The sequence below is a fragment of the Maribacter arenosus genome, assembly GCF_014610845.1.
Classification (GTDB): Bacteria; Bacteroidota; Bacteroidia; order Flavobacteriales; family Flavobacteriaceae; genus Maribacter_A; species Maribacter_A arenosus.
Map to the genome: position 1 here is coordinate 429940 of NZ_JABTCG010000002.1, position 22535 is coordinate 452474.

Consider the following 22535-nt stretch of genomic DNA (forward strand, 5'->3'; position numbering starts at 1 on the left):
TGGAAATAATTATGGAAAAACCTATTAAAGAACCTAAGATACTGGATAGTGTTATAGATACCTCCTTAAAAAAAACACATAAAATAGCGGTTAATGGTGCAAAAGTATGGTATGGCGATTTCGAAGCTATTAAAGGTATCGATATGACCATCAAGGCAAATACGGTAACCGCCTTTATTGGCCCTTCTGGATGTGGCAAATCTACTTTTCTTCGCTTATTCAACAGAATGAACGATTATGTCGATAGTTTTAGAATGGAAGGCAAAATCAAAATTGATGGAAACAATATTTACAAAAAAAAGGTGAATGTTGAAGAGCTTCGCAAAGAAGTAGGGATGGTATTTCAAAAACCAAATCCTTTTCCAAAATCTATTTTCGAAAATGTTGCTTACGGATTAAAGATCCAAGGTATCAAGGATAAAAAATTCATCAATGATCGTGTAGAAAAGGCATTGAGGCAAGCAGACCTATGGGATGAGGTAAAAAACGACCTTAAAAAATCAGGTCTGGCCTTGTCCGGAGGTCAACAACAGCGTTTGTGTATTGCCAGAACCTTGGCGGTTGAACCATCGATCATTTTAATGGATGAACCCACTTCCGCCTTGGATCCAATCTCCACAGCCAAGATAGAACAACTAATTTTTGAGCTTAAAAAGAAATATACCATAGTCATCGTTACCCATAATATGCAACAAGCCAGTAGAATAAGCGATTATACTGCATTTTTTTATATGGGAGAGCTCATCGAATATGACAAGACAAAAATAATTTTCACCAACCCCAGTATAAAACAGACCGAGAATTATATTACCGGTCGATTTGGATAAACTTAAAAACTATGGATAACGCAGAATATCAACGAGAAGCACTGAATCAATCAGCATTCGATATGCTTACCCTATGCACCTCACAATTAGAAAAGGCCATTGAAGCCTTTGTAAGTCATGACAGTGATTTATCCGAAGAGGTAATCCATAAGGAAAATAGAGTGAATGCCATGGATATCAAAATAGAAAAGGATTGTGAAAAATTCCTTGCCCTTTTTAATCCTGTCGCCATTGATTTACGGTTTATTATGGCCATCCTTAAGATCAATTCAGATTTGGAAAGAATAGCCGATCATGCCTTTAACATATGCAATTACGTGGTAGAAGAGGAAAATGCCATATCGAACAAGCTTTTTGAGGCTGTTGATTTTAAAAAAATGGTGGAAACCACCAAATCGATGATGGATAACATCACCGTAGCTTTTGTAGAGGAAGATGTTAAAATAGCCCGTAAAGTCTTTAAAAAAGATAAGGTTTTAGATAAGATAAACATTCAGTCGTTCAATAACTTAGCGGCCGAAATTGAAAAAGACCCAAAAATAATAAGGGAAGCCCTATTTCTGTTCTCAGTAATCAAAAAATTGGAACGTGTTGGGGATTTGATCAAAAACATTGCCGAGGAGATCATTTTTTATACCGATGCAGAAATCCTAAAGCACAAAAGGAAAAAATAGCGCCTTTCTATATTAATACATTCGGTTAAATTCTATGTTTAAATTTTCTGTCCATTACTATATGGTAATTATAACGCGTTGAAATAAACTGTTTTTCCACCCTTACTTTTCATTGTATTATTGTTCTTAAATCGATAACTCAATCCGATTTAATATAGGTTTATATATTCTTTCTGGTTTAGTAATGAGGTGTAGCAGACACACTTAGTGTGCGTTTTACTGATATAAATCATATTTTATATCAAGATATTATATCATTTTTATATCTTTTACCAACCAAAATAAATTATGGACAATCTTTACTTTTTAATGATCATTGCACTTGCCGTATTGGCAATTGCGGATCTTGTAGTCGGTGTTAGTAATGACGCCGTCAATTTTTTAAACTCCGCCCTTGGCTCGAAGGCCATTTCCTTTAAAACGATTATGATCGTTGCCAGTTTAGGCATATTCTGTGGAGCTGTTTTCTCCAGTGGTTTGATGGAGGTTGCCCGAAAAGGTATTTTCATTCCTAGTGAATTTATGTTCAGTGAAATCATGATCATTTTTATGGCCGTTATGATCACTGATATTTTATTGCTCGATTTTTTCAATACCTTAGGGATGCCGACTTCCACTACGGTTTCCATAGTCTTTGAACTATTGGGCGCTGCTGTAGCCATGGCGTTGATCAAGATTGGTGCAGCAGGGGACTCATTTTCCGAAGTGGTCAACTATATCAATACCTCAAAGGCAACTGAGATCATATTGGGTATACTACTCTCTGTGGTAGTCGCATTCTCGGTTGGAGCGATGGTACAATATGTTTCACGATTATTACTCTCCTTTAATTTTGAAAGAAAGGCTAAATGGGTTGGGGCCATTTTTGGAGGGTTCGCTCTATCGGCAATCACTTATTTTATTTTTATCAAGGGTCTGAAGGGCACCGATTATTATGCTGAAATACAACCGATGATCGAAGGTAGAACTGCTATTATAGTTGCTATTAGCTTCTTGATATGGACCATGTTATCCTATATCGTGGTTACCGTATTTAAAAAGAACATTTATAAACTTATTATAGCCGTGGGTACTTTTGCCTTGGCCTTGGCTTTTGCCGGTAATGATCTTGTCAATTTTATAGGGGTGCCCATAGCTGCCTATCAATCCTATGAGGCTTGGACGGCCGCAGGTGTGCCCGCCACAGAGTTCGCCATGGGCGTGTTGGGAAACAAAGTACCCACCCCAACAACATTTCTGCTCATTGCCGGTTTGGTCATGGTCTTGACCCTATGGTTCTCCAGTAAGGCAAAAAAAGTTGTAAAGACTTCAATTGATCTTTCGAGCCAAGCAGAAACCAAAGAACGTTTCGAGCCCAATTATTTATCAAGGAATTTGGTGCGGTTTACAATGCTGGCAGCTAAATATACCGAAACGGTTTTACCTACTTCTATTCTAGACAGGATTGAAAAGCAATTTCAAAAACCTGTCATTGAACTCCCAAAAGGGAAAAAACACGAACTCCCAGCCTTTGACTTGGTAAGGGCAGCGGTGAACTTAATGGTTGCCAGTGTGCTCATTTCCATCGCAACTTCAATGAAACTGCCATTATCTACAACCTATGTGACCTTTATGGTCGCCATGGGTACGTCATTGGCCGATAGGGCATGGGGTAGCGAAAGTGCGGTTTATAGGGTCGCAGGTGTACTTAATGTCATTGGTGGTTGGTTCTTTACCGCACTATGTGCATTCATCGCAGCTGGTACAGTGGCCTATTTAATACATTTAGGAGGTGGGGCAATGATCGCGGTTTTATTATTATTGGCTGCTCTTTTATTGGTTCGAAACTATATTAGTCATACGAAGAAAAGTAGGGAAGTAAAGGCCGAAGATAGCTTGAGTAAAGCGGAAAGTCAATCCATACATGGTGTCATTGAAGAAAGTGCGGATAACATTTCAAAAGCGCTTAAACGGGTCAGTAAAATAAACCAAACAACGATCAATGGACTGATAAACCAAGATTTGGATGCCCTTAAAAAGGCGAAGAATACAGTAGTGAAATTAGAAAATGAAATTGAGGAATTACAAAACGATATTTTCTATTTTATAAAGGAATTGGATGATTCTTATTTAGGTGCAAGTAAGTTTTATATCGATGTTATCGGTAGCATACAGGATGTTGCACAATCCTCCAGTTTAATTGCCAAAGTGAGCCATAAACATGTGCACAACAACCATAAGGCCTTAAAGAAAAAACAAGCAGAGGAGTTGTTGGATATAAATGATAAACTGGTAAGTTTATTCGATAAAATAAGGGGGGTTTTCCAAACTAGGACATTTGAAGTCATAGTCCCAGGAATCATTGAAGAAAAACAGGCCTTACTGGACAAAGTTCAAGAGGCCATACAAAAACAAGTAGAACGAACCCGTACTGAAGAGTCAACAAGTCCCAAGAACACCACACTTTATTTTAGTATACTGTTAGAAACGAAAGACCTTATCAAGGCCAATATGAATATCTTGAACTTGTACCATGACGAACATAATCGTTCCATTGAACTTATGGGCCCCGAAGTGGAAGAATAATCGATTTTTAAACTTTATCCAATCCTAATAAAAGCACCTTGACGGTAGTGTCAAGGTGCTTTTTTAGGTAGTTTGCCGTTGCCTAAAAGGGTGTCTTTTTCACCATATAATAATTCAGCGACTTCTATAAGTTTTTTGACAATGTCATTTACATGGTCATTATCATTTACCAATGAAGAAGCCATGTCTACAGTAATCAGATCTTTGCGTATTAACTTGTTAATTGATTTGGTGCTTAGATGCCTGCCTTTTTTAGCTTCTTCCTTAAGTATCATAAGCTTCGAATAATGTGATTCCTTATCCTCCTCGGTCCTGAACAAATAGATAACCCTTAGTACTTTGACGATTTTCTTTCTAAACTTATCATATTCATTGCTAATGTATTTGTTATTGGAATTCAGATAAAAAGACACATTCCGACCTAGTTCACGAACACCCTCTATTATTTCCACCATCTTACGACTGGCGATCCTTATTTCCGAAAGTCGGGTGTTTTGCAATTTGGTCATCTTCAAGGTGCTTTGGGCCGTTGTGGCGTACCTTATGATTTCACCATAGATGGTTTTCACTTTGTTATAATACAATTCCCTTATGTTTGTTTTAAAATCCTCCTTAGAGCTCTTGACAATTTGTTTTACCCTGAGGTCAGACTTTATATCTTCCCGATGAATATTCAACCCATGGGCGACGATTTCGAAAATAGCATTTTCATATAAATACTTGGCCTCCTTGATCAAGGATAATATGACACCCGACGGAAATTGCAGAACGGCTTCGTTCAAGAATTTGGGTTCATCAATATCCTTGTCGACCTTTTCCTTGAAGAACCTTATTAAATAGAGTTCCAACTTATTAATAAACGGAATCATCAAAAGCACTCCAAGTACATTGAAAATGGTATGGAAAAGCGCCAGTTTCAAAATAAAATCGGTTGCACCTATACCAACTAATTCGGATATAATGTTCACCAAATTTGCTAAAGGGTAAATAAAGGCCAATGCGACCACACCAGTTACAACATTGAATATCAGATGTGCTCCGGCCAATCGCCTACCGGCCACATTAGATCCCAAAGATCCAAGTACCGCGGTTATGGTAGTGCCCACATTCGCCCCAATGGCCAATGCCAAGGCATTTTCATATTCAATCTGCCCGGCGGATAAGGCGGTCAGGATCAAGGCCAAGGTTGCGCTGCTCGATTGAAGGATGGTCGTTATCACTATTCCCAGGCCAGTATACACAACAACGCCCCAAAAACCGGGAATGGCATAATTGGTCAAATCGATATGGGCTTTAAAAACATCAAAACCCTCTTTCATATAGTGTATCCCAAGAAAGAAGAAACCCAAGCCGGCCAATACATTACCCAGCCCTTTTAAAACGGTATTTTTCTGAAAAGAAAAAACAATGCCAAACACCAACATGGGCATAGCCAATGCCGATATTTGCAATTTCAAACCAAATCCAGCGACCAACCATGCTGTTGCCGTAGTTCCTATATTGGCTCCAAAAATCAGTCCTAGTCCCCCGGATAAACTGATCAACCCTGCACTGATGAATGAAATGGTAATTACTGAAACCAGTGAACTAGATTGTATTAAAGCAGTGACCAAAGCCGCTACCCCAATACTTTTGTACAATTTATCAGTCGCTTTCCTTAAGAGATTTTGAAGGGGTCCTTTTGTAAAGGCCCTAAAACCTTCTTCCAACATGATCATCCCAAATAGTAAGATGGCCACCCCTGCCCCTATGGTTTTGAAATTTGGGTTAAGAAACAGTAACACTGCCAATATTCCCAGAAAAATATAAAATAACGACTTTCTAAACATGCCTATCCACTATACTTAATCCATCTCTTTCCCCTTTACAAAAAAGGGAGGCGAAATCAATGGTCTAATATTAAATTCGTAACGATAAAGACAAATCTTGAATTCCCTGAATCCTCTTTATCCAATGTTAATTTAACGTAAATATAATGTAAATTAAAAGTAAGCGGAAAGCCTAGGTCATTTTAATTTAATATGGTTAAAACCCAATAATTGTTCTCTATTTCTTTGTCTAATGCACTAAAAACATAACTACTTTCAAAAAAAATGGGAAAAAATTAAAAAGAACGAAATCGAATCATAAGTGTAATTCATAACATTAAGTTCACATTTATCTTTAAGATTTAAAGTAGGTTTGCATGTTACTTTCAACATAGGTATATGGACAATATTTATCTTCTAATGATTATCGCATTGGCTGTTCTTGCCATTGCCGATTTGGTTGTAGGTGTCAGCAATGACGCTGTGAATTTTCTTAACTCTGCCATTGGCTCAAAGGCCATTTCTTTTAGAACGATTATGATCGTTGCCAGTGTGGGTATTGCATTAGGTGCCATATTCTCCAGTGGTATGATGGAGGTGGCCCGAAAAGGCATTTTCAATCCCAGTGAATTCATGTTCAATGAAATCATGTTCATATTCATGGCCGTGATGATTACCGATATTCTGCTCTTGGATTTCTTCAACACCTTGGGAATGCCCACCTCGACTACCGTTTCGATAGTATTCGAACTTTTGGGGGCGGCCGTTGCCATGGCGATGATCAAAATATGGAGTGCCGGAGGCGATTTTACCGAGGTGGTGAATTACATAAATACTTCAAAAGCCTTGGAAATTATACTAGGCATACTTCTATCCGTTGTTTTTGCCTTCACCATTGGTGCAATTGTACAATGGATCTCCCGACTTTTATTGTCCCATAATTTTGAGAAAAAAGCAAAATGGGTAGGGGCCATATTTGGCGGTATCGCCCTTTCTGCGATTACGTATTTCATCTTAATGAAAGGTATTAAAGGAACCTCCTATGCCAGTCAGCCTTTTAATTTGATAGGGGGAATGACCATAAGTGATTTTTTAGAGGTCAAGGTATGGTACCTAATACTAGTCAATTTCCTAATATGGTCCATTCTATCCTATGTTTTAATGGTTTTGGCAAAAGTCAATATTTATAAATTGATCATAGGGGTAGGTACTTTTGCCTTGGCACTTGCATTTGCAGGCAATGATTTGGTGAACTTTATCGGGGTGCCTATCGCCGCTTACCAATCGTATGAAGCCTGGTCAGTATCCGGAATTCCGGCAACAGAATTCAGCATGTCCATTCTCGCCACTAAAGTACCCACTCCTACCTTACTTCTATTCCTTTCTGGAATGGTCATGGTGGCCACACTATGGTTATCGAAGAAGGCGCGACATGTTGCCGATACTGAAATAAACCTTTCTAGGGAAGGGGAATCGAAAGAGCGATTCCAGCCAAATGTTCTTTCTAGGGGAATTGTGCGATTGACCATTTTAATTTCCCAAATCTCATTGCTCTTTCCTAAATCCATCAGAAAGAAAGTGGATGCCCGATTTGAAAAACCGGTACTCCATCTTTCCAGGGAAAAGACCTACGCACTTCCCGCTTTTGACATGGTACGTGCCGCAGTGAACCTGATGGTCGCGGGGATCCTTATATCGATAGCTACCTCATACAAACTTCCTTTATCTACTACCTATGTCACGTTTATGGTAGCTATGGGCACTTCATTGGCAGATCGGGCATGGGGGCCAGAGAGTGCTGTTTATCGCGTTGCAGGGGTGTTGAATGTCATAGGGGGATGGTTCGGTACCGCCATCATCGCTTTTATTGCTTCGGGTGCCATTTTAACCATTATCAGCTTTGGCAAAGGAGCGGCCATTGCCGTTCTGCTGTTCTCAGCCCTTCTTTTACTGATTAAAAGTTATATTTCCTACAAAAAGAAATCTAAGGAAATCAAGGCTGTTGATAGTCTGCGCAAGGCCGAAAGCAGCTCTATACAGGGCGTAATCGAAGAAAGCACCCATAATATCGCGAAGGTGATCAAACGTGCCAATAAAATCTACACCAGCTCTATAAACGGCCTGGCAAGGCAAGATCTCGTTCAATTGAAGAAGAGCAAAAAACAGGTCTCAAAATTATCAAAGGAAATAGATGAACTAAGGGATAATCTTTTTTACTTCATAAAAAATTTGGATGAAACCGGTGTAAGGGCAAGTAACTTTTACATCAATATTTTAGGGTATTTGACCGATATAACCCAATCGCTGGATTATATCGCCAAAATATGTCATAAGCACGTGAACAACAATCATAATAAACTCAAATACAATCAGATAAAAGAGTTGAAACAAATCGATCAGCAGTTGGAGGCATTGTTCAATAGTACAAAGGAAGCCTTTGAAAACCGTTCTTTTGAGGAGATAGGCAATCTTCTTGGGAATAAGCAAAACCTTTTCAATATGGTCGCTGAAAAAATACAAAAACAAGTGGCAAGAACCCGGACCGAAGAATCCAGTCCAAAGAATACCACCTTATATTTTTCACTGTTATTGGAAACCAAGGATCTATTAAAAAGTACTATGAACCTTATGGAATCCTATTATCATGAACATGATAGCAGTATAGAACCTGCAAGAATAGAGGAATAAGTCCCATTAACCCAAAGTAAATTAACTATCTTAGGGAGAAATAGCTAAATATATGAAAGGGTACTTCTTCGCAATTATCATAATGGCTGGCACCCTGCCATTGATGGCCCAAGAACTATCTTCCACCCAATTGTTGGACAAAGCCATTGCCTACCATGACCCCAATCAACTCTGGGATGTTTTTGAGGGGAAACTTTTTATTACGCTGCAGTTTCCTGACGGTAAGGAACGGCGCAGTGAGGTTGAGATAAACCTGCCCAAGGAATATTTCAAATTAACCACCTTGGAAGATGATGTGGTTATTGAATATATCCTGGAGAAAGAAGATTGCACCCTAAAGTTGAATGGAAATACCTCCATATCCGATGAAGATCGGAATACCTATCGATTAACTTGTGAACAAGCCCTAAAAACGAAAAATTACTACACCTACCTCTATGGTCTTCCCATGAAATTAAAAGACCCCGGCAGCAACCTGGATCCGCTGGTACAAACCAAAAACTTGAATGGTAAAAATTACTTAGTGCTTAAAGTTACCTATGACGAAGACATTGGCAACGACATTTGGTATTTCTATTTTGATCCTTCGACCTCTGCTATGGAAGCCTATCAGTTTTTTCATGACGAAGCCAAAAATGATGGGGAATATATTCTCCTTAATGGCATTGAAAATGTCGCCAGTATAAAAATGCCCAAAATCAGGACTTGGTATTACAATAGCAATAATCAACTCTTAGGGACGGACATATTGACCAAAGCTGAACCGCTGCAATAAAAATTTTGAGCCCCATGGCTTTCCCATGAAAGGGATCATGCTCCAAAAAATCATCAATATCCCATTTGAAAATAAATACCGCTGGGATGAATAGTCAATCTAGGAATTGCTCGTAAAAATTAAAAACAGTTCTCAGATGTACAAAAAAAGCATTTTTTTCTTAGTCCTATTACTTCAAGTTATAGTAAGCTTTGGGCAATCTCAAGAACGGATCAACCTTTTAGCAGGCCCAAGTACGGTTTCAACTCCATTTTATTCCGGCCTAATGGGCTATTATGCGTATCGTATTCCAACTATTATCCAAACAAAAAAAGCACTAATTGCCTTTGCCGAGGGAAGAAAGAATTCCACCGGCGATTTCGGAAATATAGATTTAGTATACAGAAGGTCTACCAATCAGGGCAAATCCTGGGAACCCATACAAATATTGATTGACAGGGACAGCATTGCCGTTCAAAATCCCGTTCCCATTTATGTAAAGGACCAGAACAAAATTGTGCTGTTGTTCAATATTACCCCACAAAATGAACATGACATATTAAACAAGGACTATGGACCCAAAGATGGGCGTAAAGCCTATGTAATGCATTCCTCCGATGATGGCCGAACATGGTCTGCCCCAAAAGATATTACAGATCAGGTAAAACGACCACATTGGCGATGGCATGCTTTAGGACCTGTTCACGGAATCGAATTGAATTTTGGCATACATAAAGGTCGCTTGGTCGTACCCGTGGCCATAAGTGTTGAGAAAGGACAAAAGGCGTATTGTATGGCACTAGTTTATTCTGACGATCAAGGAAGTAGTTGGAAGATCGGTGCTGTGGATAATGACCTGTCCGATGTTGTGCAATGCAATGAGACCACTGTGGTTGAATTGACCAACGGTGACATTTATGTAAATACGAGGGACCATTTGGGAGGTTCACATGATAAAAATAGAGGGGAAACTTATAGTACAGATGGTGGGCTCACTTTTACCAAACCCATTATCGAGTCCGATAAATTTCCGAGTCCAATAGTCCAAGCCTCACTATTGCGGTGGGATACTAAAACAAAGGGGAGGGAAGATGTACTACTTTTTGCAACTCCCTCTAACACCCGTAAAAGGGAAAATCTTGTTATTATGGCGAGCTACGATGAGTCTAAAAGTTGGACCACTATATATAACGTATACCATGGTTTCTCCGCCTATTCAGATATGGTGAAATTGAATAAAAGGACATTGGGCGTTCTTTTTGAAACCGATGATTATAAAAAAATATTGTTCAAAAGGGTAAAAATAAAGGGCAATAGTAACAACTAAGACTACCCTAGCCTACATTTACCGACAATCTACATAAAAATGTTCATGAACATATGTTGGGGTTGCCTAGTACCACTTCGATAGGACTGATTTAGGTCATTGTGGGCCAATGGTTTAGGATTTACTTTTAAAATACTGAATGGGGACATCCAAAGAGTGGATTATCCAATTCGTTAACCTTAAAATCATAAATCATGAAAAAATTCATTATTGGTTTATTAGCCCTAGGCCTAACCAGCCCATTACTTGCACAGGTTCCAAAAGTTGAAGAGTTATCCGAAGTAGTGGTAACCGCTGTCAATTACAAATACCTGAATGCAATTGATTCCAAAGAGGTAGCAATACCCGTACAAATGCTAGAACGAAAAGTAGCGGCCTTTAACCTAGAGGATGCTGAATTCTATCAAGATGATAACGAGTTTTACTATGTTTCATTCTATATTCCCGAAGGAAAGATAGTAGCCGCCTATAATCCAGAAGGTGAAGTCCTCAGAACCATTGAAAGATTTGAAGATGTTAAACTGCCCACTGCTGTTAGAAATGCCGTAGCAGAAAGATTTCCTAATTGGACCATAGTGAATGATGTTTATAGGGTTACCTATAACCAAAACAAAGGGGCCAATAAAAGCTACAAAATCAAACTTAAAAATGGTGATAAGGTCATGCGAGTAAAAATTGACGATACTGGCGAGTTTCTTTAGTACAGCATCGTATCGTTTTAGTACATAGTTGTTAATTTAAAGCGCCCTGTTCCATTTGGAACAGGGCGCTTTTTAAGTTGCTACCTGTAAAAATTCATTTCATCCATATAGCGCCAGACTTCAAAAGGCAAAAGCGGTTTAATGTTCTTGCCTTTTCTATGATTATCCCTAATAAAGGTCGATGAAATCTCCATGATGGGTGCATCTACATGATGTATTTTAGGGTTATCCTTAAACTGGTGGTCTATCTTTCCTGAAGAGATCCTAGGGTACACATATAGGGAATGATTCTCCAAAATAACCTCATAATTTTTCCACTTATGAAAGCCTTTGAGGTTGTCCTCCCCCATAATCAAAGCGAATTCATGGTCATTGCCATATTGGTCCTCTAAATGCACCAAGGTATTGATGGTATAATTGGGCTGGGGAAGATTAAATTCTATTTTACTGGGTTTCAGTTTGGGATACTCCTTTGTAGCCTCAAATACCATTTGATAGCGATGATGGTCATCGAGTAAGGTTTTTTTGGTCTTGAACGGACTCATAGGGGTAATGACGAACCAAACCTCATCCAGATCGGAGAACTCCACCATATGATTGGCAATGACCAAATGGCCAATATGAATGGGGTTGAAAGTACCAAAGTAAAGTCCAACCTTCTTCATGATCAATCTTTCTTTTTAACCACGGGGGCACCTACAAATTCGGCAACCAACTGGTGTGCTTCCTTAAGTGCGGTGTCCAAGTCGTAATTCTTTATAATTTTGTCGAACTGAGGGGCAGTAGCCAATTCTACCGATGCTTTTGCAATGCGCATATTGATCTTATTATCGCTCTCAGTACTTCGCTTCTTCAATCGTATCTTAAGTTCATCAACACTAGGGGGTTTCACGAAAACGGCCAAAGTCTCTTTTGGATATTTCTTTTTTATACGTAACCCGCCTACCACATCAATATCAAAAATAACGTTCTTGCCTTCGGCCCATAACCGTTCTACCTCACTTTTTAAGGTGCCGTAAAAGTTGTCGCGATACACCTCTTCCCATTCCAGGAAATCGTCATTTTTAATATGTTTCTTGAATTCGGAGACATTCATAAAATAGTAATGTTCCCCTTGCTTCTCCTTGCCCCGTCTAGTTCTAGAGGTGGCAGAAACGGAAAAAGCGAGATTAAGTTCCGGTTGTTCCAATAAATAGCGAACAATTGTGGTCTTGCCACTACCCGAGGGTGCTGAAAATATGATTAATTTACCTCCTTCCATTATAAGACATTAAGCATTTGTTCTTTGATTTTCTCTAATTCATCCTTCATTTGCACTACCAATTGTTGCATTGGGGCATAGTTGGCCTTAGAGCCGATAGTATTGATCTCCCTTCCTATTTCTTGACTTATAAAGCCCAATTTTTTACCATTGCTGTCAGCTGATTTCAAGGTCTTTGAAAAATAATCCAAATGATTGGCCAAACGCACTTTTTCCTCGGTAATATCGTACTTTTCCAAATAGTAGATAAGTTCTTGCTCGAAACGGTTTTCATCAACTTCGGCCTTCATATCCGCTACGGCTTTTTCGAGTCGCTCCCGAATTCCCTCCTGTCTTTCCGGGTCTATTTTGGCAACCTTTTCTAATAAGGATTCCATATTCTTAATGCGTTGAACGAAATCTTCTTCCAATACAACCCCTTCTTGTAATCGGAATTTATTGATCTCTAACAAGGCCTCTTTCAAAACCTCTAGTATGGTATTATATTCTTCTTCATCAATATCTTCCCGTTCGGTTTTCAAGGCATCGGGCAAATTCAACGCCATTTCCAATAACTTAAAATCATCGCCTTGGGCAATGGATGCCAATTGTTTCATATACTGTCGAACCACAACCTCATTCACTTGGGTCGAGGTTTCATCACCGGTATTTTCAATATAGAGTCCAAAATCTATTTTACCCCTAACCAGGGAAGTGGCGATCAATTTTCGAAGCTCTAGCTCCTTTTCCCGATAGGCATTGGGCATTCTGGCATTTAAGTCAAGACTTTTACTATTGAGGGATTTTAGTTCAATAGTTACCTTCTTGGTAGGAAGCTGAATAACATGCTTCCCGAATCCGGTCATGGATTGGATCATAAGACAAATTTAAATTGATGCAAAGGTAAGCAATTGCAGATAGCAAAAAATGATGAATAGAATTCCTTGAACCTATCTATAGGGCCAAATACACCCTTTCTCGATACATAATATTCAGTAATTTCGATATTCAAATCCCTAAAATCTTTTTTAGGACTTTTTTATCGATATCAGCTCCGGCAAAATCATCAAATGTTTTTTCGGTAGCTTCTATGATATGTTCCTGGATGAATTTCGCACCTTCCCTTGCCCCTTGTTCCGGACTTTTAATGCAGCATTCCCATTCCATCACGGCCCAAACGTCACACCCATATTGCGTCAACTTCGAGAATATGCTCTTAAAATCTATTTGTCCATCGCCCAAAGAACGGTATCTGCCTGCCCGATCTCCCCAATCATTATAACCCCCAAATGCGCCTTTTTTACCTGTAGGGTTAAATTCCGAATCCTTTACATGAAATGATTTAATAAACTCGTGATAATGGTCTATATAGGCTATATAATCCAATTGTTGTAGTACGAAATGGCTGGGGTCATATAGGATATTCACTCTTTTATGGTTTCCGGTGGCCTTTAGAAAACGTTCGAAAGTATCCCCATCATGCAAATCCTCACCTGGATGTATTTCGTAACATACATCGACCCCCTCTTTGTCAAAATGATCCAATATAGGCTTCCAACGTTTTGCCAATTCCTTAAATCCCATCTCGACTAAACCTGCAGGTCGCTGGGGCCAGGGATGCCAGGTATGCCATAATAAGGCGCCTGAAAAAGTGGCGTGGGCTGTAATTCCCAACCTACGACTAGCCGTCCCTGCTTTTTTCATGACATCAACGGCCCATTCGGTCCTGGCCTTGGGATTGTTCTTAACCTTATCTGGTGCAAAACTATCGAACATTAGGTCATAAGCCGGATTTACGGCCACCAACTGCCCTTGTAAATGGGTAGAAAGCTCTGTAATCTCCAAACCATAAGAATTAACCTTGCCCTTGAGTTCGTCACAATAGGTTTGGCTTTCCGCTGCCTTGTCAACATCGATCAGGAAACTCTCCCATGTAGGTATTTGTATCCCCTTATAACCCAAATCCGATGCCCATTTGCACATGCCGTCAAGAGAATTGAAAGGTGCTTTACTGTCTACAAATTGCGCTAAAAATACGGCTGGTCCTTTAATTGTCTTCATATTATGATAATTGATAATGTTATTGAATCCCAAGGGGCTTTCGTAGGGATTATTTTAAGAATAAACCCTATATTTAATCCTCATTACACCATGTAAGTAATACAGTTCCCTACTTTATAAAGATAGGAAATACAGCATAATTAAAATAACATTATACCCTTTAAAGAAAGGGAAAGCAAACAAGTGTAGATGAACCGATTGTGGCTTTTAAAATAATAAACACTAAATCAGGTGCTTTTTCGTTTAATAGCTAGATTGGTACGAAAACTACCTTTGAGGAAATAAATTAGAATTGTAATATGGATAACGCATCAGCACGTAATATGTGGGGGGATTATTTAGATCACCACCTTGAGGATGCCTTCGCCGAGGCACCGAAAACAATTCATTTTTGTGATAACGAAAAAGATGCGAACGAATGTGCCAAATTGGTTAAAAAAGGAATAAAACGCGCTACTTCCCATTCACTTTTGAGTTTGCAATGCCGTAATGAACCCTTGCCAAAAATCGGGAACTTTACCGTAGTTACCGATTGGGATGGTAATGCACAATGTATTATACAGACCACCGCAGTGAAATTTAAACCATATTTCAGTATAGACGAAGCCTATGCGGAAATGGAAGCAGAAGGGGACAAGAGCTTGGCCTATTGGAAAAAAGTGCATTGGGATTATTATAAACGTGAACTTGAACCTTTTAATAAGGTTCCAAAAGAAAGTATGATCATTGTCTGCGAGGAATTCGAAATGGTATTCGACAGGAAAAAATAGACTAAAAAACGCCTTGGTAACAGCCAAGGCGTTTTTCATTACTTATGTTTTGGGTGTCATTCTAAATCTACCCAGACATTTCCTCCCTTATGGGATTCAACCGTTGCTTCTATAAAATTCATCCCACGTACGCCATCCAACATAGTAGGAAATTCCCCGTCGTTATAGATCTGACCCCTAATGGCCCTGGCAGCCCCTTTATAAATATTGGCCATGGAATCGAAAATACCTTCAGGGTGACCTGCTGGCAATTTAGTGCCATCCAAGGAAAGCACTGAATTATAGCCATGTCCAGGTTTATAGATCTGCGTGGGTTGGGTATCGCTCAAGAGGTAAAGGAAATTAGGATTTTCTTGCTCCCATTTAAAGGCAGCCTTTTCCCCATAAATGGCAATCGCCAATCCATTTTCTTCCCCTGTTGCCACTTGACTGGCCCGTATTACCCCCTTTACATGATCCCCCATTCTAATCAGGACCGTACCGTCAATATCCATAGGGTTGCCATTATACAGATAATTGAAATCGCTCAAAATTGACTTGACTTTTAGCCCCGTCGTAAATTCAAGCATATTAAAGGCATGCACTCCTATATCACCCATACACGAACTTATACCAGCCTTTTTCGGGTCTAGACGCCAAACTGAGGCACGTTTCTTTTGGTCATGAATGACCGTATTGACCCAGCCTTGATAATAAACCGCATCGACTTTATGTATTTTACCCAAAGCTCCAGACTTTATCATTTCGCGCATTTGGCGTACCATGGGATAGCCTGTGTAGGTATGGGTCAGTGCAAATACGGTCCCGGCCTTTTTATGTGCCTCTTGTAGAACTTTGGCCTCTTCGAGGGAAGTGGTCATAGGTTTTTCACATATGACATGAAAACCATTCTCCAACAATTTCAAGGCCATTGGAAAATGCAGATAATTGGGCGTTAACACGGCACATACTTCAATCCGTTCGCTTTCGGGCAATTGCATTTCTTCCTCAATCAATGTGTCAAAATCTTGATAAACACGATTTAAAGGCATATCGATTTCTTGGGCAAAGGCCATGTTGCTATCAAAATCCGGAGTGAAAACCGCGGCCACCAATTCATAGTTATCATTGATTTGGGCAGCTACGCGATGTAAAATTCCGATCAAGGACTCACTCCCGCCCCCTAATATTCCAAGTCTAAGTTTTTTTGGCATGAATCATTTAATTTATGGATGCAATAAAATTGATTTTCAATTTATATAAAATTACTAAGCTTTATAGGTTATCTTCTCATTTTTAAAAAATAGTGCAAAGAAAATGAGTACAAAGAATGCAAAGCCACTAGGAAACAGCCAGACACTTGCCCAATCATGACCTGCATTTTCGATGACATAAAAATCGGTGATCTTGCCCGCAATCCAAAAACCGATTAACATCCCAATACCATACGTCGCCAAGGTTATCAAACCCTGTGCGGCACTTTTATATTTTTCCCCTGCCTTACTATCGGTATAAATCTGCCCGCAAACAAAGAAAAAGTCATAACAGATTCCGTGCAGAAAAATACCTAAAACCAAGAGCGGGAATAAGTTGTCATTATTGCCATATGAAAAAAGTAAATACCGAACAACCCAAGCCAACATCCCTACCAAAATGGTTTTCTTAAACCCATATTTTTTCAAAAAAAATGGCAATAACAACAAGAACAAAATCTCTGAAAATTGACCAAATGACGACCATGCCGTTGAATTTTCGACCTTTGATTCCGTAAGGAATACACTTAAATTCTGAAAATAAAAGGCCAATGGAATACATATCAAAATAGACGAAATAAAGAAGTAAAGAAAGTTTCGGTCCCTCAATAAGCCCAAAGCATCCAATCCTAAAATATCTGAAATCGAGGCCTTTTCCGAACGAGTTTTCATAGGGGGCGTTTTGGGTAAGGTAAAACTGAAAACCCCGAGAATTGCAGAACAAACTGAAGCCATTAGAAATGTATATTTAAGGGCTTCATTGGAAATTCCCTCGGCGGAATCCCAACTTAAATAGCTAATCAACAATCCCGCAGAGATCCATCCTAATGTGCCGAATACCCTAATAAAAGAAAACTCCTTTGCTGGATCTTCCATTTGATTGAACGCCACCGAATTGACCAATGCCAAGGTCGACATGTACATGACCATATAAAACAATAGGTAGGGATAAAAAAGCGCAAAATCAGGGGCACTATACAAGAGGTACATCAGAAGCGCCCCTAAAAGATGTAATATTCCCAAAACACGCTCGGCATTTATGTATTTATCGGCAATCAACCCGATTATAAAAGGGGCAAGAATAGCACCCCATGATTGCGTTGCATAGGCCATTGCCGTTTCAGGGTCGGTTGTATGCAATGTATTAGGCAGATAGGTTCCCATAGTGACATACCAGGCACCCCAAATAAAAAACTCCAGGAACATCATCAATGATAATTGAACCCGGATTCTTGTTTTCATTTCTTTTTGACTTTACCGCTTGTAAAAAGCATAATCCATGTTGATAGGCTCCAAACCATTGGCACGAAAATCCATGGCAATCTGGGCCCTATGATGCGTAGAATGGTTTATGATTTGAAAAAGCATTTCCTGGACGGTATTGGTAAATAACCTTCCTTCGGTATTCTCATAATCGATCCTTTTTTCAAAATCATTGGTGTTGGTAACGATTTCGAAAGAATTTCGTTGATTTTCATAGTGTAAATCCCCCCAAGTTGAAATAGGATGCATCTGCCAAAATTCATAATCACTCGATTTGGAGAGAATCCTTGCGTTCCACAAATGATGTGAATTGAGGATATGGCTAAAAAGCTCACTACTCTTTTCTGACAAATCATTCAACTTGCTGCATTCTTCAATCAGTTTTTTATTGCAATAAAAGTTGTAATCAAATAAATGATTAAAAAATACCTTCATAGAATCCATATGCTATTTGATCTTTTTGGCCGCATTTATCAATAAATCACGGGTTGCGATTATACCTTCTTCCTCACTAAGAACATTGCCTTCATACTCAACCCCGATAAAACCGGAATACCCAGCATCCTTTACAATTTGAAGAATTCTTGCATAATCTATTTCGGTCTCATTCCCTTTTTCATCAAAATCATGGGCTTTTGCACTTACCGCTTTGGCGTGAACCATTAATTCCTTAACCCCTTTGTACTTGTCATATTCCTGAGCACAACCCGTTTCGGAACGTTTGATACAAAAGTTGCCGAAATCAGGTAATGTTCCACAATTATCCATATCTACCTTCGTCATTACCTCGGCAAGCATTGCGCCATTCGATGAGAATCCGCCGTGGTTCTCTACAATAATATTGATATTCTTGTCCTTTGCATAGGTGGCCAATTGGGTAAGTCCGTCTATTGAATTTGCCATCCATTCTTCGGGTACATCACTCCCTGCCAGATTAACCCTAATGGAATGACAACCCATTTTAGCAGCGGCATCTACCCATTTAAAATGTCTTTCCACAGCTGCCTTTCTCTCAGCAGCATCACTCACGGCCAAATCACCTTGGCGATCGATCATGATCAGCACGTTACGCATCCCGTACTTTTTGGCCTCGGCATTCGATTTTTCAACAAAAGCGTTTATGGCCTCATCGGAATACTCATTGTTCTCAAGATCCGCAGGATATAATTGACTTACATATTCCAATCCCGTAAAACCCCAACCTTTGGCTTTTTCCGCAAATGTATATGGGACAACATCATCATTACGTATCATTTTATGAATGGACCATTGGGCCAAGGACAAATCAAAAAACGGTTCAGACGTCTCGGATTCCATTTCAGAAGCCTCTAATGTATCGGCATTCTCCTTTTTAACTTCCTTGCACGAGTTAATTGTAAAAATCGACAGTATCAGGGAAAATGTTATGCTTGTTCGGAATAATTCGGATTTTTTCATCTACTTGAATAAAGGTGGGTTATTAATTTGTCTTTTGTCTAAAACTAGGGATACTAAATGTAGAGAATTTATTTAATATTTATACTTTAAGAAGACAAACAATTTAATATCTTGACTATGTTTTCAAATGAATACTTACAGGAACTACAAAAATAGTAGCTTTAAAAGAAAGGCCCATAACGAAAATTTCCATAATGAAAAGAAGAAGCTTTATTCAAAAGACCACGCTTACAAGTAGCGCCCTTATGATTGGGGGGCAATTGGCTTTCGGCAAAAACACCAATACGGATGTAGGACACAACTTCAATTTAAAATATGCCCCACATTTAGGTATGTTCAGACACCATGCTGGTGAAGACCCAATTGACCAGATCAACTTTATGGCAGATCAGGGCTTCACCGCTTTCGAGGATAACGGAATGATGAAACGCGATTTGGCACTCCAAACAAAGATGGGTGAGACACTTGCCAAGCGCAATATGACCATGGGCGTATTCGTGGTCGATAAAGGTGGCAATATGGCCAATACCTTGGCCGCAGGTAAGAAGGAATATATCGATATCTTTTTAGATGGATGTAAAAAAGCGGTCGAAGTGGCCAAACGTGTAAATGCTAAGTGGATGACCGTTGTCCCGGGTGGATTCGAAAGAAACCTTCCGATCGGAATTCAAAACGCCAATGTTATCGAGGCCTTAAGGCGAGGTGCCGACATTCTAGAACCCCACGGATTGGTTATGGTGCTTGAACCACTCTCCGATTCGCCCGACTTACATTTACGCACCTCCGAACAGACTTATTTGATCTGTAAAAGCGTAAATAGCCCATCCTGTAAAATATTGTATGACATCTATCACATGCAGAAGAATGAAGGGCATTTGATCCACAATATGGATCTTACTTGGGATGAAATCGCCTATATACAAATAGGTGACAACCCAGGGCGCAATGAGCCTACAACGGGTGAAATCAACTATCAAAACGTGTTTAAATGGATCTATGACAAAGGTTTTGAGGGTATCTTGGGCATGGAACACGGAAATTCTAAACCGGACAAATCCGGGGAACAAGCTGTAATAGACGCCTACCGTAAGGTTGATGCTTTTTTGTAGTTTATTTTAAGGTAATCTCCAAAATCGTATCTACCTCATCTTTTTTGTTTTTTGGAATTTCCAGAATAAGACCATAGTCGTCCAAGCGATACTTTACTTTGCTTTTGTCGGCAAAGAAAACAACGGATTGTACTTTTTCCCGAAAGGGTTGAACCAACAAAACATCCTTATCCCAATCCAAAATATGGAGGTACAACTTTTTTCCCTTCTGGGTAGAGACGCCCCAATCCTCGGCGGCCACGATTCCTTTGCGCGTACCATAAATGGTTTCCCCATGCTTGTCCATCCAATCGCCCATAGCCTTTAATGAGGCTTTGTGTTCAGGTTGGATCTCCCCATTCGGCATAGGACCAACGTTCAATAAGAGGTTTGCATTTCGGCCTGCGGCCTTCACCAGCAACTGTACCAACTCTTTGGGCGATTTATGATTTTGGTCCTTTATATTAAAACCCCATGAACCATTGATGGTCAAACACATTTCCAAAGGCAATTCACTAATATGTGACCCCTGCCACCCCGTAGTATTTTCACCAGGCAAATCTTGTTCGAACATTTGAAAATCCTCTCCGGGATATGGTTTTACATGATGGTTACTACCAATTAATGCCCCAGGTTGTAAGTTATGTATCAGTTGATAGGTCTTTCCTTCTTGCCAGTCTGCATCTTTTTTATCCCACATACCATCGAACCAAATGCCCCCTATTGGCCCATAATTCGTCAGCAATTCGGTCAATTGGGTGTTCATATACTCCAGATAGTCCTCCCAGTTTCCAGATTCATCCCTTCCGGTAAACTCCTGACCGGTTCTTCCCCTAGGATAATAATCGGGATGATGCCAGTCTAACTGCGAATAATAAAAGAAGAGTTTGATATTTTGCTTGCGGCATTCCTCGGCCAGCATTTTTATCACATCCTTACCATAAGGGGATTTATCGACGATATTATAATCCGATATCTTTGAATCATACATGGCGAATCCATCATGGTGCTTGCTGGTAATAGTGATGTATTTCATCCCTGCATCCTTGACCATTCGAACCCATTCTGCGGCATCGAAATTTATGGGATTGAAGAAGGAAGGCAACTTTTCATACTGTTTTATGGGAATCCTTTTATTATTCATGATCCACTCGGCAATACCCTCATCACCTCCACCGCCCAAAACGCTATAAACACCCCAATGTACGAACATCCCGAACTTCGCATCTTGGAACCATGTTCGATTGTCCAAATTTTCCTGGGTGGGTACATAACCCTCTTGGGCGTTTAAATCATTGGTCAGTGCGGAAACAGCTACTAAGAGGAACAAAAGTCTACAGATCTTCATTTTTGAATTGGATTTAGTGGATTATAAACGAATATGGATATTAAATATATAAAAGCTTTTGTTAGTTCCGGTATTAAAAAGGGATGGATCTTGAATTAAAACAACCTGTATTTAACTTTCTGTTTAGAAAGATAAAACAAAAATGGTCGTCTAAGCGTATAGACGTACATGTAGGCCTGGAAATTCAGCTATCTAAACCTGGAATTTAATACGTATTATAGCGGTTTAATTTTTAGTTGGGATGTATAGGGTTTTTTAACATATTTTTTACTGTATTATCGTTTTTAGCGACAACTTTTTACGAATTTGATTCGTATATATCATAACATTTTGTGACCTATGGATAAATACACTATCATATTACTAATCTATATTGCAGCCTATGTGCTTTCTGTAGCAATAAGCCCATATTACTTTAAAAAGCAGTAAAGTAGGACATAGCGCTATGAGTCCATTTCCAATCATAGTCTTGATGATGGCTATACCTTTGAGTAGTTTTAGATAGATAACGATATACAAAAATAAAAGCCCTGACAGTCAAATCAGGGCTTTTTAATTAAGTAGGTTCTTATAAATCGAATCAAACAGTCAAAAACAGTATTCTTTTGTCAATTTTGGACTGGTCAATCCCAAATACTTATTCATAGGTCAATTCATGATCTCTTTGGGTTTCAATATGTAATCATAAATACATGGCGAATGTAATTCCAAGAGTCCATACACCTAAATATTTGTTGTGAATGGCATAAATA

General features: G+C 39.3%; 19 protein-coding genes. 9 read left to right on the plus strand and 10 right to left on the minus strand.

Translation table 11 applies throughout. The annotated features are described in order from the left end of the window. Nucleotides 1–11 precede the first annotated feature (11 nt). The 3 genes from pstB to HPE63_RS06975 all read left to right on the plus strand — a co-directional run bounded on the left by pstB (nucleotide 12) and on the right by HPE63_RS06975 (nucleotide 4066). Nucleotides 12–827: a phosphate ABC transporter ATP-binding protein PstB gene (gene pstB / locus HPE63_RS06965; protein WP_188313532.1), complete on the plus strand. Its 816-nt coding sequence runs from the start codon at nucleotides 12–14 to the stop codon at nucleotides 825–827. A gap of 11 nt (nucleotides 828–838) precedes the next feature. After that, nucleotides 839–1501 (plus strand): phosphate signaling complex protein PhoU, encoded by a 663-nt coding sequence (gene phoU, locus HPE63_RS06970; RefSeq protein ID WP_188313533.1) that lies wholly within the window; start codon nucleotides 839–841, stop codon nucleotides 1499–1501. Between the two features lie 288 nt (nucleotides 1502–1789). Beyond that, nucleotides 1790–4066 carry an inorganic phosphate transporter gene (locus HPE63_RS06975; protein ID WP_188313534.1) on the plus strand — a complete coding sequence of 759 codons (2277 nt, stop codon included), beginning with the start codon at nucleotides 1790–1792 and terminating at the stop codon, nucleotides 4064–4066. 50 nt (nucleotides 4067–4116) lie between these two features. On the opposite strand, the gene HPE63_RS06980 is transcribed toward HPE63_RS06975, so the two are convergent. Then, entirely contained in the window at nucleotides 4117–5895 is a 1779-nt protein-coding gene (locus tag HPE63_RS06980) for a Na/Pi cotransporter family protein (RefSeq protein WP_188313535.1), read from the minus strand. Between the two features lie 378 nt (nucleotides 5896–6273). On the opposite strand from HPE63_RS06980, the gene HPE63_RS06985 reads away from it, so the two are divergent. From HPE63_RS06985 to HPE63_RS07000, 4 genes are all read left to right on the plus strand, one after another. Beyond that, nucleotides 6274–8562, plus strand: coding sequence for an inorganic phosphate transporter (locus tag HPE63_RS06985; RefSeq protein WP_188313536.1), 2289 nt, complete (start codon nucleotides 6274–6276; stop codon nucleotides 8560–8562). 52 nt (nucleotides 8563–8614) lie between these two features. Then, nucleotides 8615–9337, plus strand: a complete 723-nt coding sequence (locus HPE63_RS06990) for a DUF6503 family protein (protein ID WP_188313537.1) — start codon at nucleotides 8615–8617, stop codon at nucleotides 9335–9337. Nucleotides 9338–9473: 136 nt separating this feature from the next. Then, nucleotides 9474–10643, plus strand: a complete 1170-nt coding sequence (locus tag HPE63_RS06995; RefSeq protein WP_188313538.1) for a sialidase family protein — start codon at nucleotides 9474–9476, stop codon at nucleotides 10641–10643. Nucleotides 10644–10837: 194 nt separating this feature from the next. Continuing rightward, the gene (locus HPE63_RS07000; protein ID WP_188313539.1) at nucleotides 10838–11344 is read left to right on the plus strand and encodes a nicotinate-nucleotide adenylyltransferase; all 507 of its coding nucleotides are present in this window, start codon (nucleotides 10838–10840) and stop codon (nucleotides 11342–11344) included. A gap of 80 nt (nucleotides 11345–11424) precedes the next feature. Here HPE63_RS07000 and nadD read toward each other — a convergent pair whose 3' ends face one another. The 4 genes from nadD to HPE63_RS07020 all read right to left on the minus strand — a co-directional run bounded on the left by nadD (nucleotide 11425) and on the right by HPE63_RS07020 (nucleotide 14645). Beyond that, complete coding sequence (gene nadD, locus HPE63_RS07005; protein WP_188313540.1) at nucleotides 11425–12009, minus strand: nicotinate (nicotinamide) nucleotide adenylyltransferase; 585 nt, start codon at nucleotides 12007–12009, stop codon at nucleotides 11425–11427. Nucleotides 12010–12011: 2 nt separating this feature from the next. Next, nucleotides 12012–12605, minus strand: coding sequence for a guanylate kinase (gene gmk, locus HPE63_RS07010; protein WP_188313541.1), 594 nt, complete (start codon nucleotides 12603–12605; stop codon nucleotides 12012–12014). Continuing rightward, nucleotides 12605–13462: a YicC/YloC family endoribonuclease gene (locus HPE63_RS07015; protein WP_188313542.1), complete on the minus strand. Its 858-nt coding sequence runs from the start codon at nucleotides 13460–13462 to the stop codon at nucleotides 12605–12607. Before HPE63_RS07015 ends, gmk begins: the two co-directional genes overlap by 1 nt. 130 nt (nucleotides 13463–13592) lie before the next feature. Next, a complete protein-coding gene (locus tag HPE63_RS07020; protein WP_188313543.1) occupies nucleotides 13593–14645 on the minus strand; it encodes a sugar phosphate isomerase/epimerase family protein in 1053 nt (350 codons plus the stop codon). A gap of 299 nt (nucleotides 14646–14944) precedes the next feature. On the opposite strand from HPE63_RS07020, the gene HPE63_RS07025 reads away from it, so the two are divergent. After that, entirely contained in the window at nucleotides 14945–15415 is a 471-nt protein-coding gene (locus HPE63_RS07025) for an ASCH domain-containing protein (protein ID WP_188313544.1), read from the plus strand. A 56-nt stretch (nucleotides 15416–15471) separates the two neighbouring features. Here HPE63_RS07025 and HPE63_RS07030 read toward each other — a convergent pair whose 3' ends face one another. From HPE63_RS07030 to HPE63_RS07045, 4 genes are read right to left on the minus strand one after another with little or no spacing between them, the layout of a single operon-like run. After that, nucleotides 15472–16608 (minus strand): Gfo/Idh/MocA family protein, encoded by a 1137-nt coding sequence (locus HPE63_RS07030; RefSeq protein WP_188313545.1) that lies wholly within the window; start codon nucleotides 16606–16608, stop codon nucleotides 15472–15474. A 54-nt stretch (nucleotides 16609–16662) separates the two neighbouring features. Beyond that, entirely contained in the window at nucleotides 16663–17889 is a 1227-nt protein-coding gene (locus tag HPE63_RS07035) for an MFS transporter (protein WP_188313546.1), read from the minus strand. A 12-nt stretch (nucleotides 17890–17901) separates the two neighbouring features. Beyond that, a complete protein-coding gene (locus tag HPE63_RS07040) occupies nucleotides 17902–18345 on the minus strand; it encodes a DinB family protein (RefSeq protein ID WP_188313547.1) in 444 nt (147 codons plus the stop codon). A gap of 12 nt (nucleotides 18346–18357) precedes the next feature. After that, the gene (locus HPE63_RS07045) at nucleotides 18358–19347 is read right to left on the minus strand and encodes a sugar phosphate isomerase/epimerase family protein (protein ID WP_188313548.1); all 990 of its coding nucleotides are present in this window, start codon (nucleotides 19345–19347) and stop codon (nucleotides 18358–18360) included. 194 nt (nucleotides 19348–19541) lie between these two features. Here HPE63_RS07045 and HPE63_RS07050 point away from each other — a divergent pair, with 194 nt between their 5' ends. Then, on the plus strand, nucleotides 19542–20456 hold the full coding sequence (locus HPE63_RS07050; RefSeq protein ID WP_188313549.1) for a hydroxypyruvate isomerase family protein: 915 nt from the start codon (nucleotides 19542–19544) through the stop codon (nucleotides 20454–20456). A gap of 1 nt (nucleotide 20457) precedes the next feature. Here the strand turns inward: HPE63_RS07050 and HPE63_RS07055 are convergent, their stop codons facing one another. Beyond that, on the minus strand, nucleotides 20458–21783 hold the full coding sequence (locus HPE63_RS07055) for an alpha-L-fucosidase (protein WP_188313550.1): 1326 nt from the start codon (nucleotides 21781–21783) through the stop codon (nucleotides 20458–20460). Nucleotides 21784–22535: the final 752 nt, after the last annotated feature.

What these genes read in the sequence shown, in the direction of transcription:
- HPE63_RS07025 (WP_188313544.1), top strand. Translation starts at nt 14,945, where the DNA reads ATGGATAACGCATCAGCACGTAATATGTGGGGGGATTATTTAGATCAC.
- HPE63_RS06985 (WP_188313536.1), top strand. Translation starts at nt 6,274, where the DNA reads ATGGACAATATTTATCTTCTAATGATTATCGCATTGGCTGTTCTTGCC.
- HPE63_RS06975 (WP_188313534.1), top strand. Translation starts at nt 1,790, where the DNA reads ATGGACAATCTTTACTTTTTAATGATCATTGCACTTGCCGTATTGGCA.
- nadD (WP_188313540.1), bottom strand. Translation starts at nt 12,009, where the DNA reads ATGAAGAAGGTTGGACTTTACTTTGGTACTTTCAACCCCATTCATATT.
- HPE63_RS06980 (WP_188313535.1), bottom strand. Translation starts at nt 5,895, where the DNA reads ATGTTTAGAAAGTCGTTATTTTATATTTTTCTGGGAATATTGGCAGTG.
- HPE63_RS07055 (WP_188313550.1), bottom strand. Translation starts at nt 21,783, where the DNA reads ATGAAGATCTGTAGACTTTTGTTCCTCTTAGTAGCTGTTTCCGCACTG.
- HPE63_RS07020 (WP_188313543.1), bottom strand. Translation starts at nt 14,645, where the DNA reads ATGAAGACAATTAAAGGACCAGCCGTATTTTTAGCGCAATTTGTAGAC.
- HPE63_RS07045 (WP_188313548.1), bottom strand. Translation starts at nt 19,347, where the DNA reads ATGAAAAAATCCGAATTATTCCGAACAAGCATAACATTTTCCCTGATA.
- HPE63_RS07050 (WP_188313549.1), top strand. Translation starts at nt 19,542, where the DNA reads ATGAAAAGAAGAAGCTTTATTCAAAAGACCACGCTTACAAGTAGCGCC.
- HPE63_RS07030 (WP_188313545.1), bottom strand. Translation starts at nt 16,608, where the DNA reads ATGCCAAAAAAACTTAGACTTGGAATATTAGGGGGCGGGAGTGAGTCC.
- HPE63_RS07000 (WP_188313539.1), top strand. Translation starts at nt 10,838, where the DNA reads ATGAAAAAATTCATTATTGGTTTATTAGCCCTAGGCCTAACCAGCCCA.
- pstB (WP_188313532.1), top strand. Translation starts at nt 12, where the DNA reads ATGGAAAAACCTATTAAAGAACCTAAGATACTGGATAGTGTTATAGAT.
- phoU (WP_188313533.1), top strand. Translation starts at nt 839, where the DNA reads ATGGATAACGCAGAATATCAACGAGAAGCACTGAATCAATCAGCATTC.
- HPE63_RS07035 (WP_188313546.1), bottom strand. Translation starts at nt 17,889, where the DNA reads ATGAAAACAAGAATCCGGGTTCAATTATCATTGATGATGTTCCTGGAG.
- gmk (WP_188313541.1), bottom strand. Translation starts at nt 12,605, where the DNA reads ATGGAAGGAGGTAAATTAATCATATTTTCAGCACCCTCGGGTAGTGGC.
- HPE63_RS07040 (WP_188313547.1), bottom strand. Translation starts at nt 18,345, where the DNA reads ATGAAGGTATTTTTTAATCATTTATTTGATTACAACTTTTATTGCAAT.
- HPE63_RS07015 (WP_188313542.1), bottom strand. Translation starts at nt 13,462, where the DNA reads ATGATCCAATCCATGACCGGATTCGGGAAGCATGTTATTCAGCTTCCT.
- HPE63_RS06995 (WP_188313538.1), top strand. Translation starts at nt 9,474, where the DNA reads ATGTACAAAAAAAGCATTTTTTTCTTAGTCCTATTACTTCAAGTTATA.
- HPE63_RS06990 (WP_188313537.1), top strand. Translation starts at nt 8,615, where the DNA reads ATGAAAGGGTACTTCTTCGCAATTATCATAATGGCTGGCACCCTGCCA.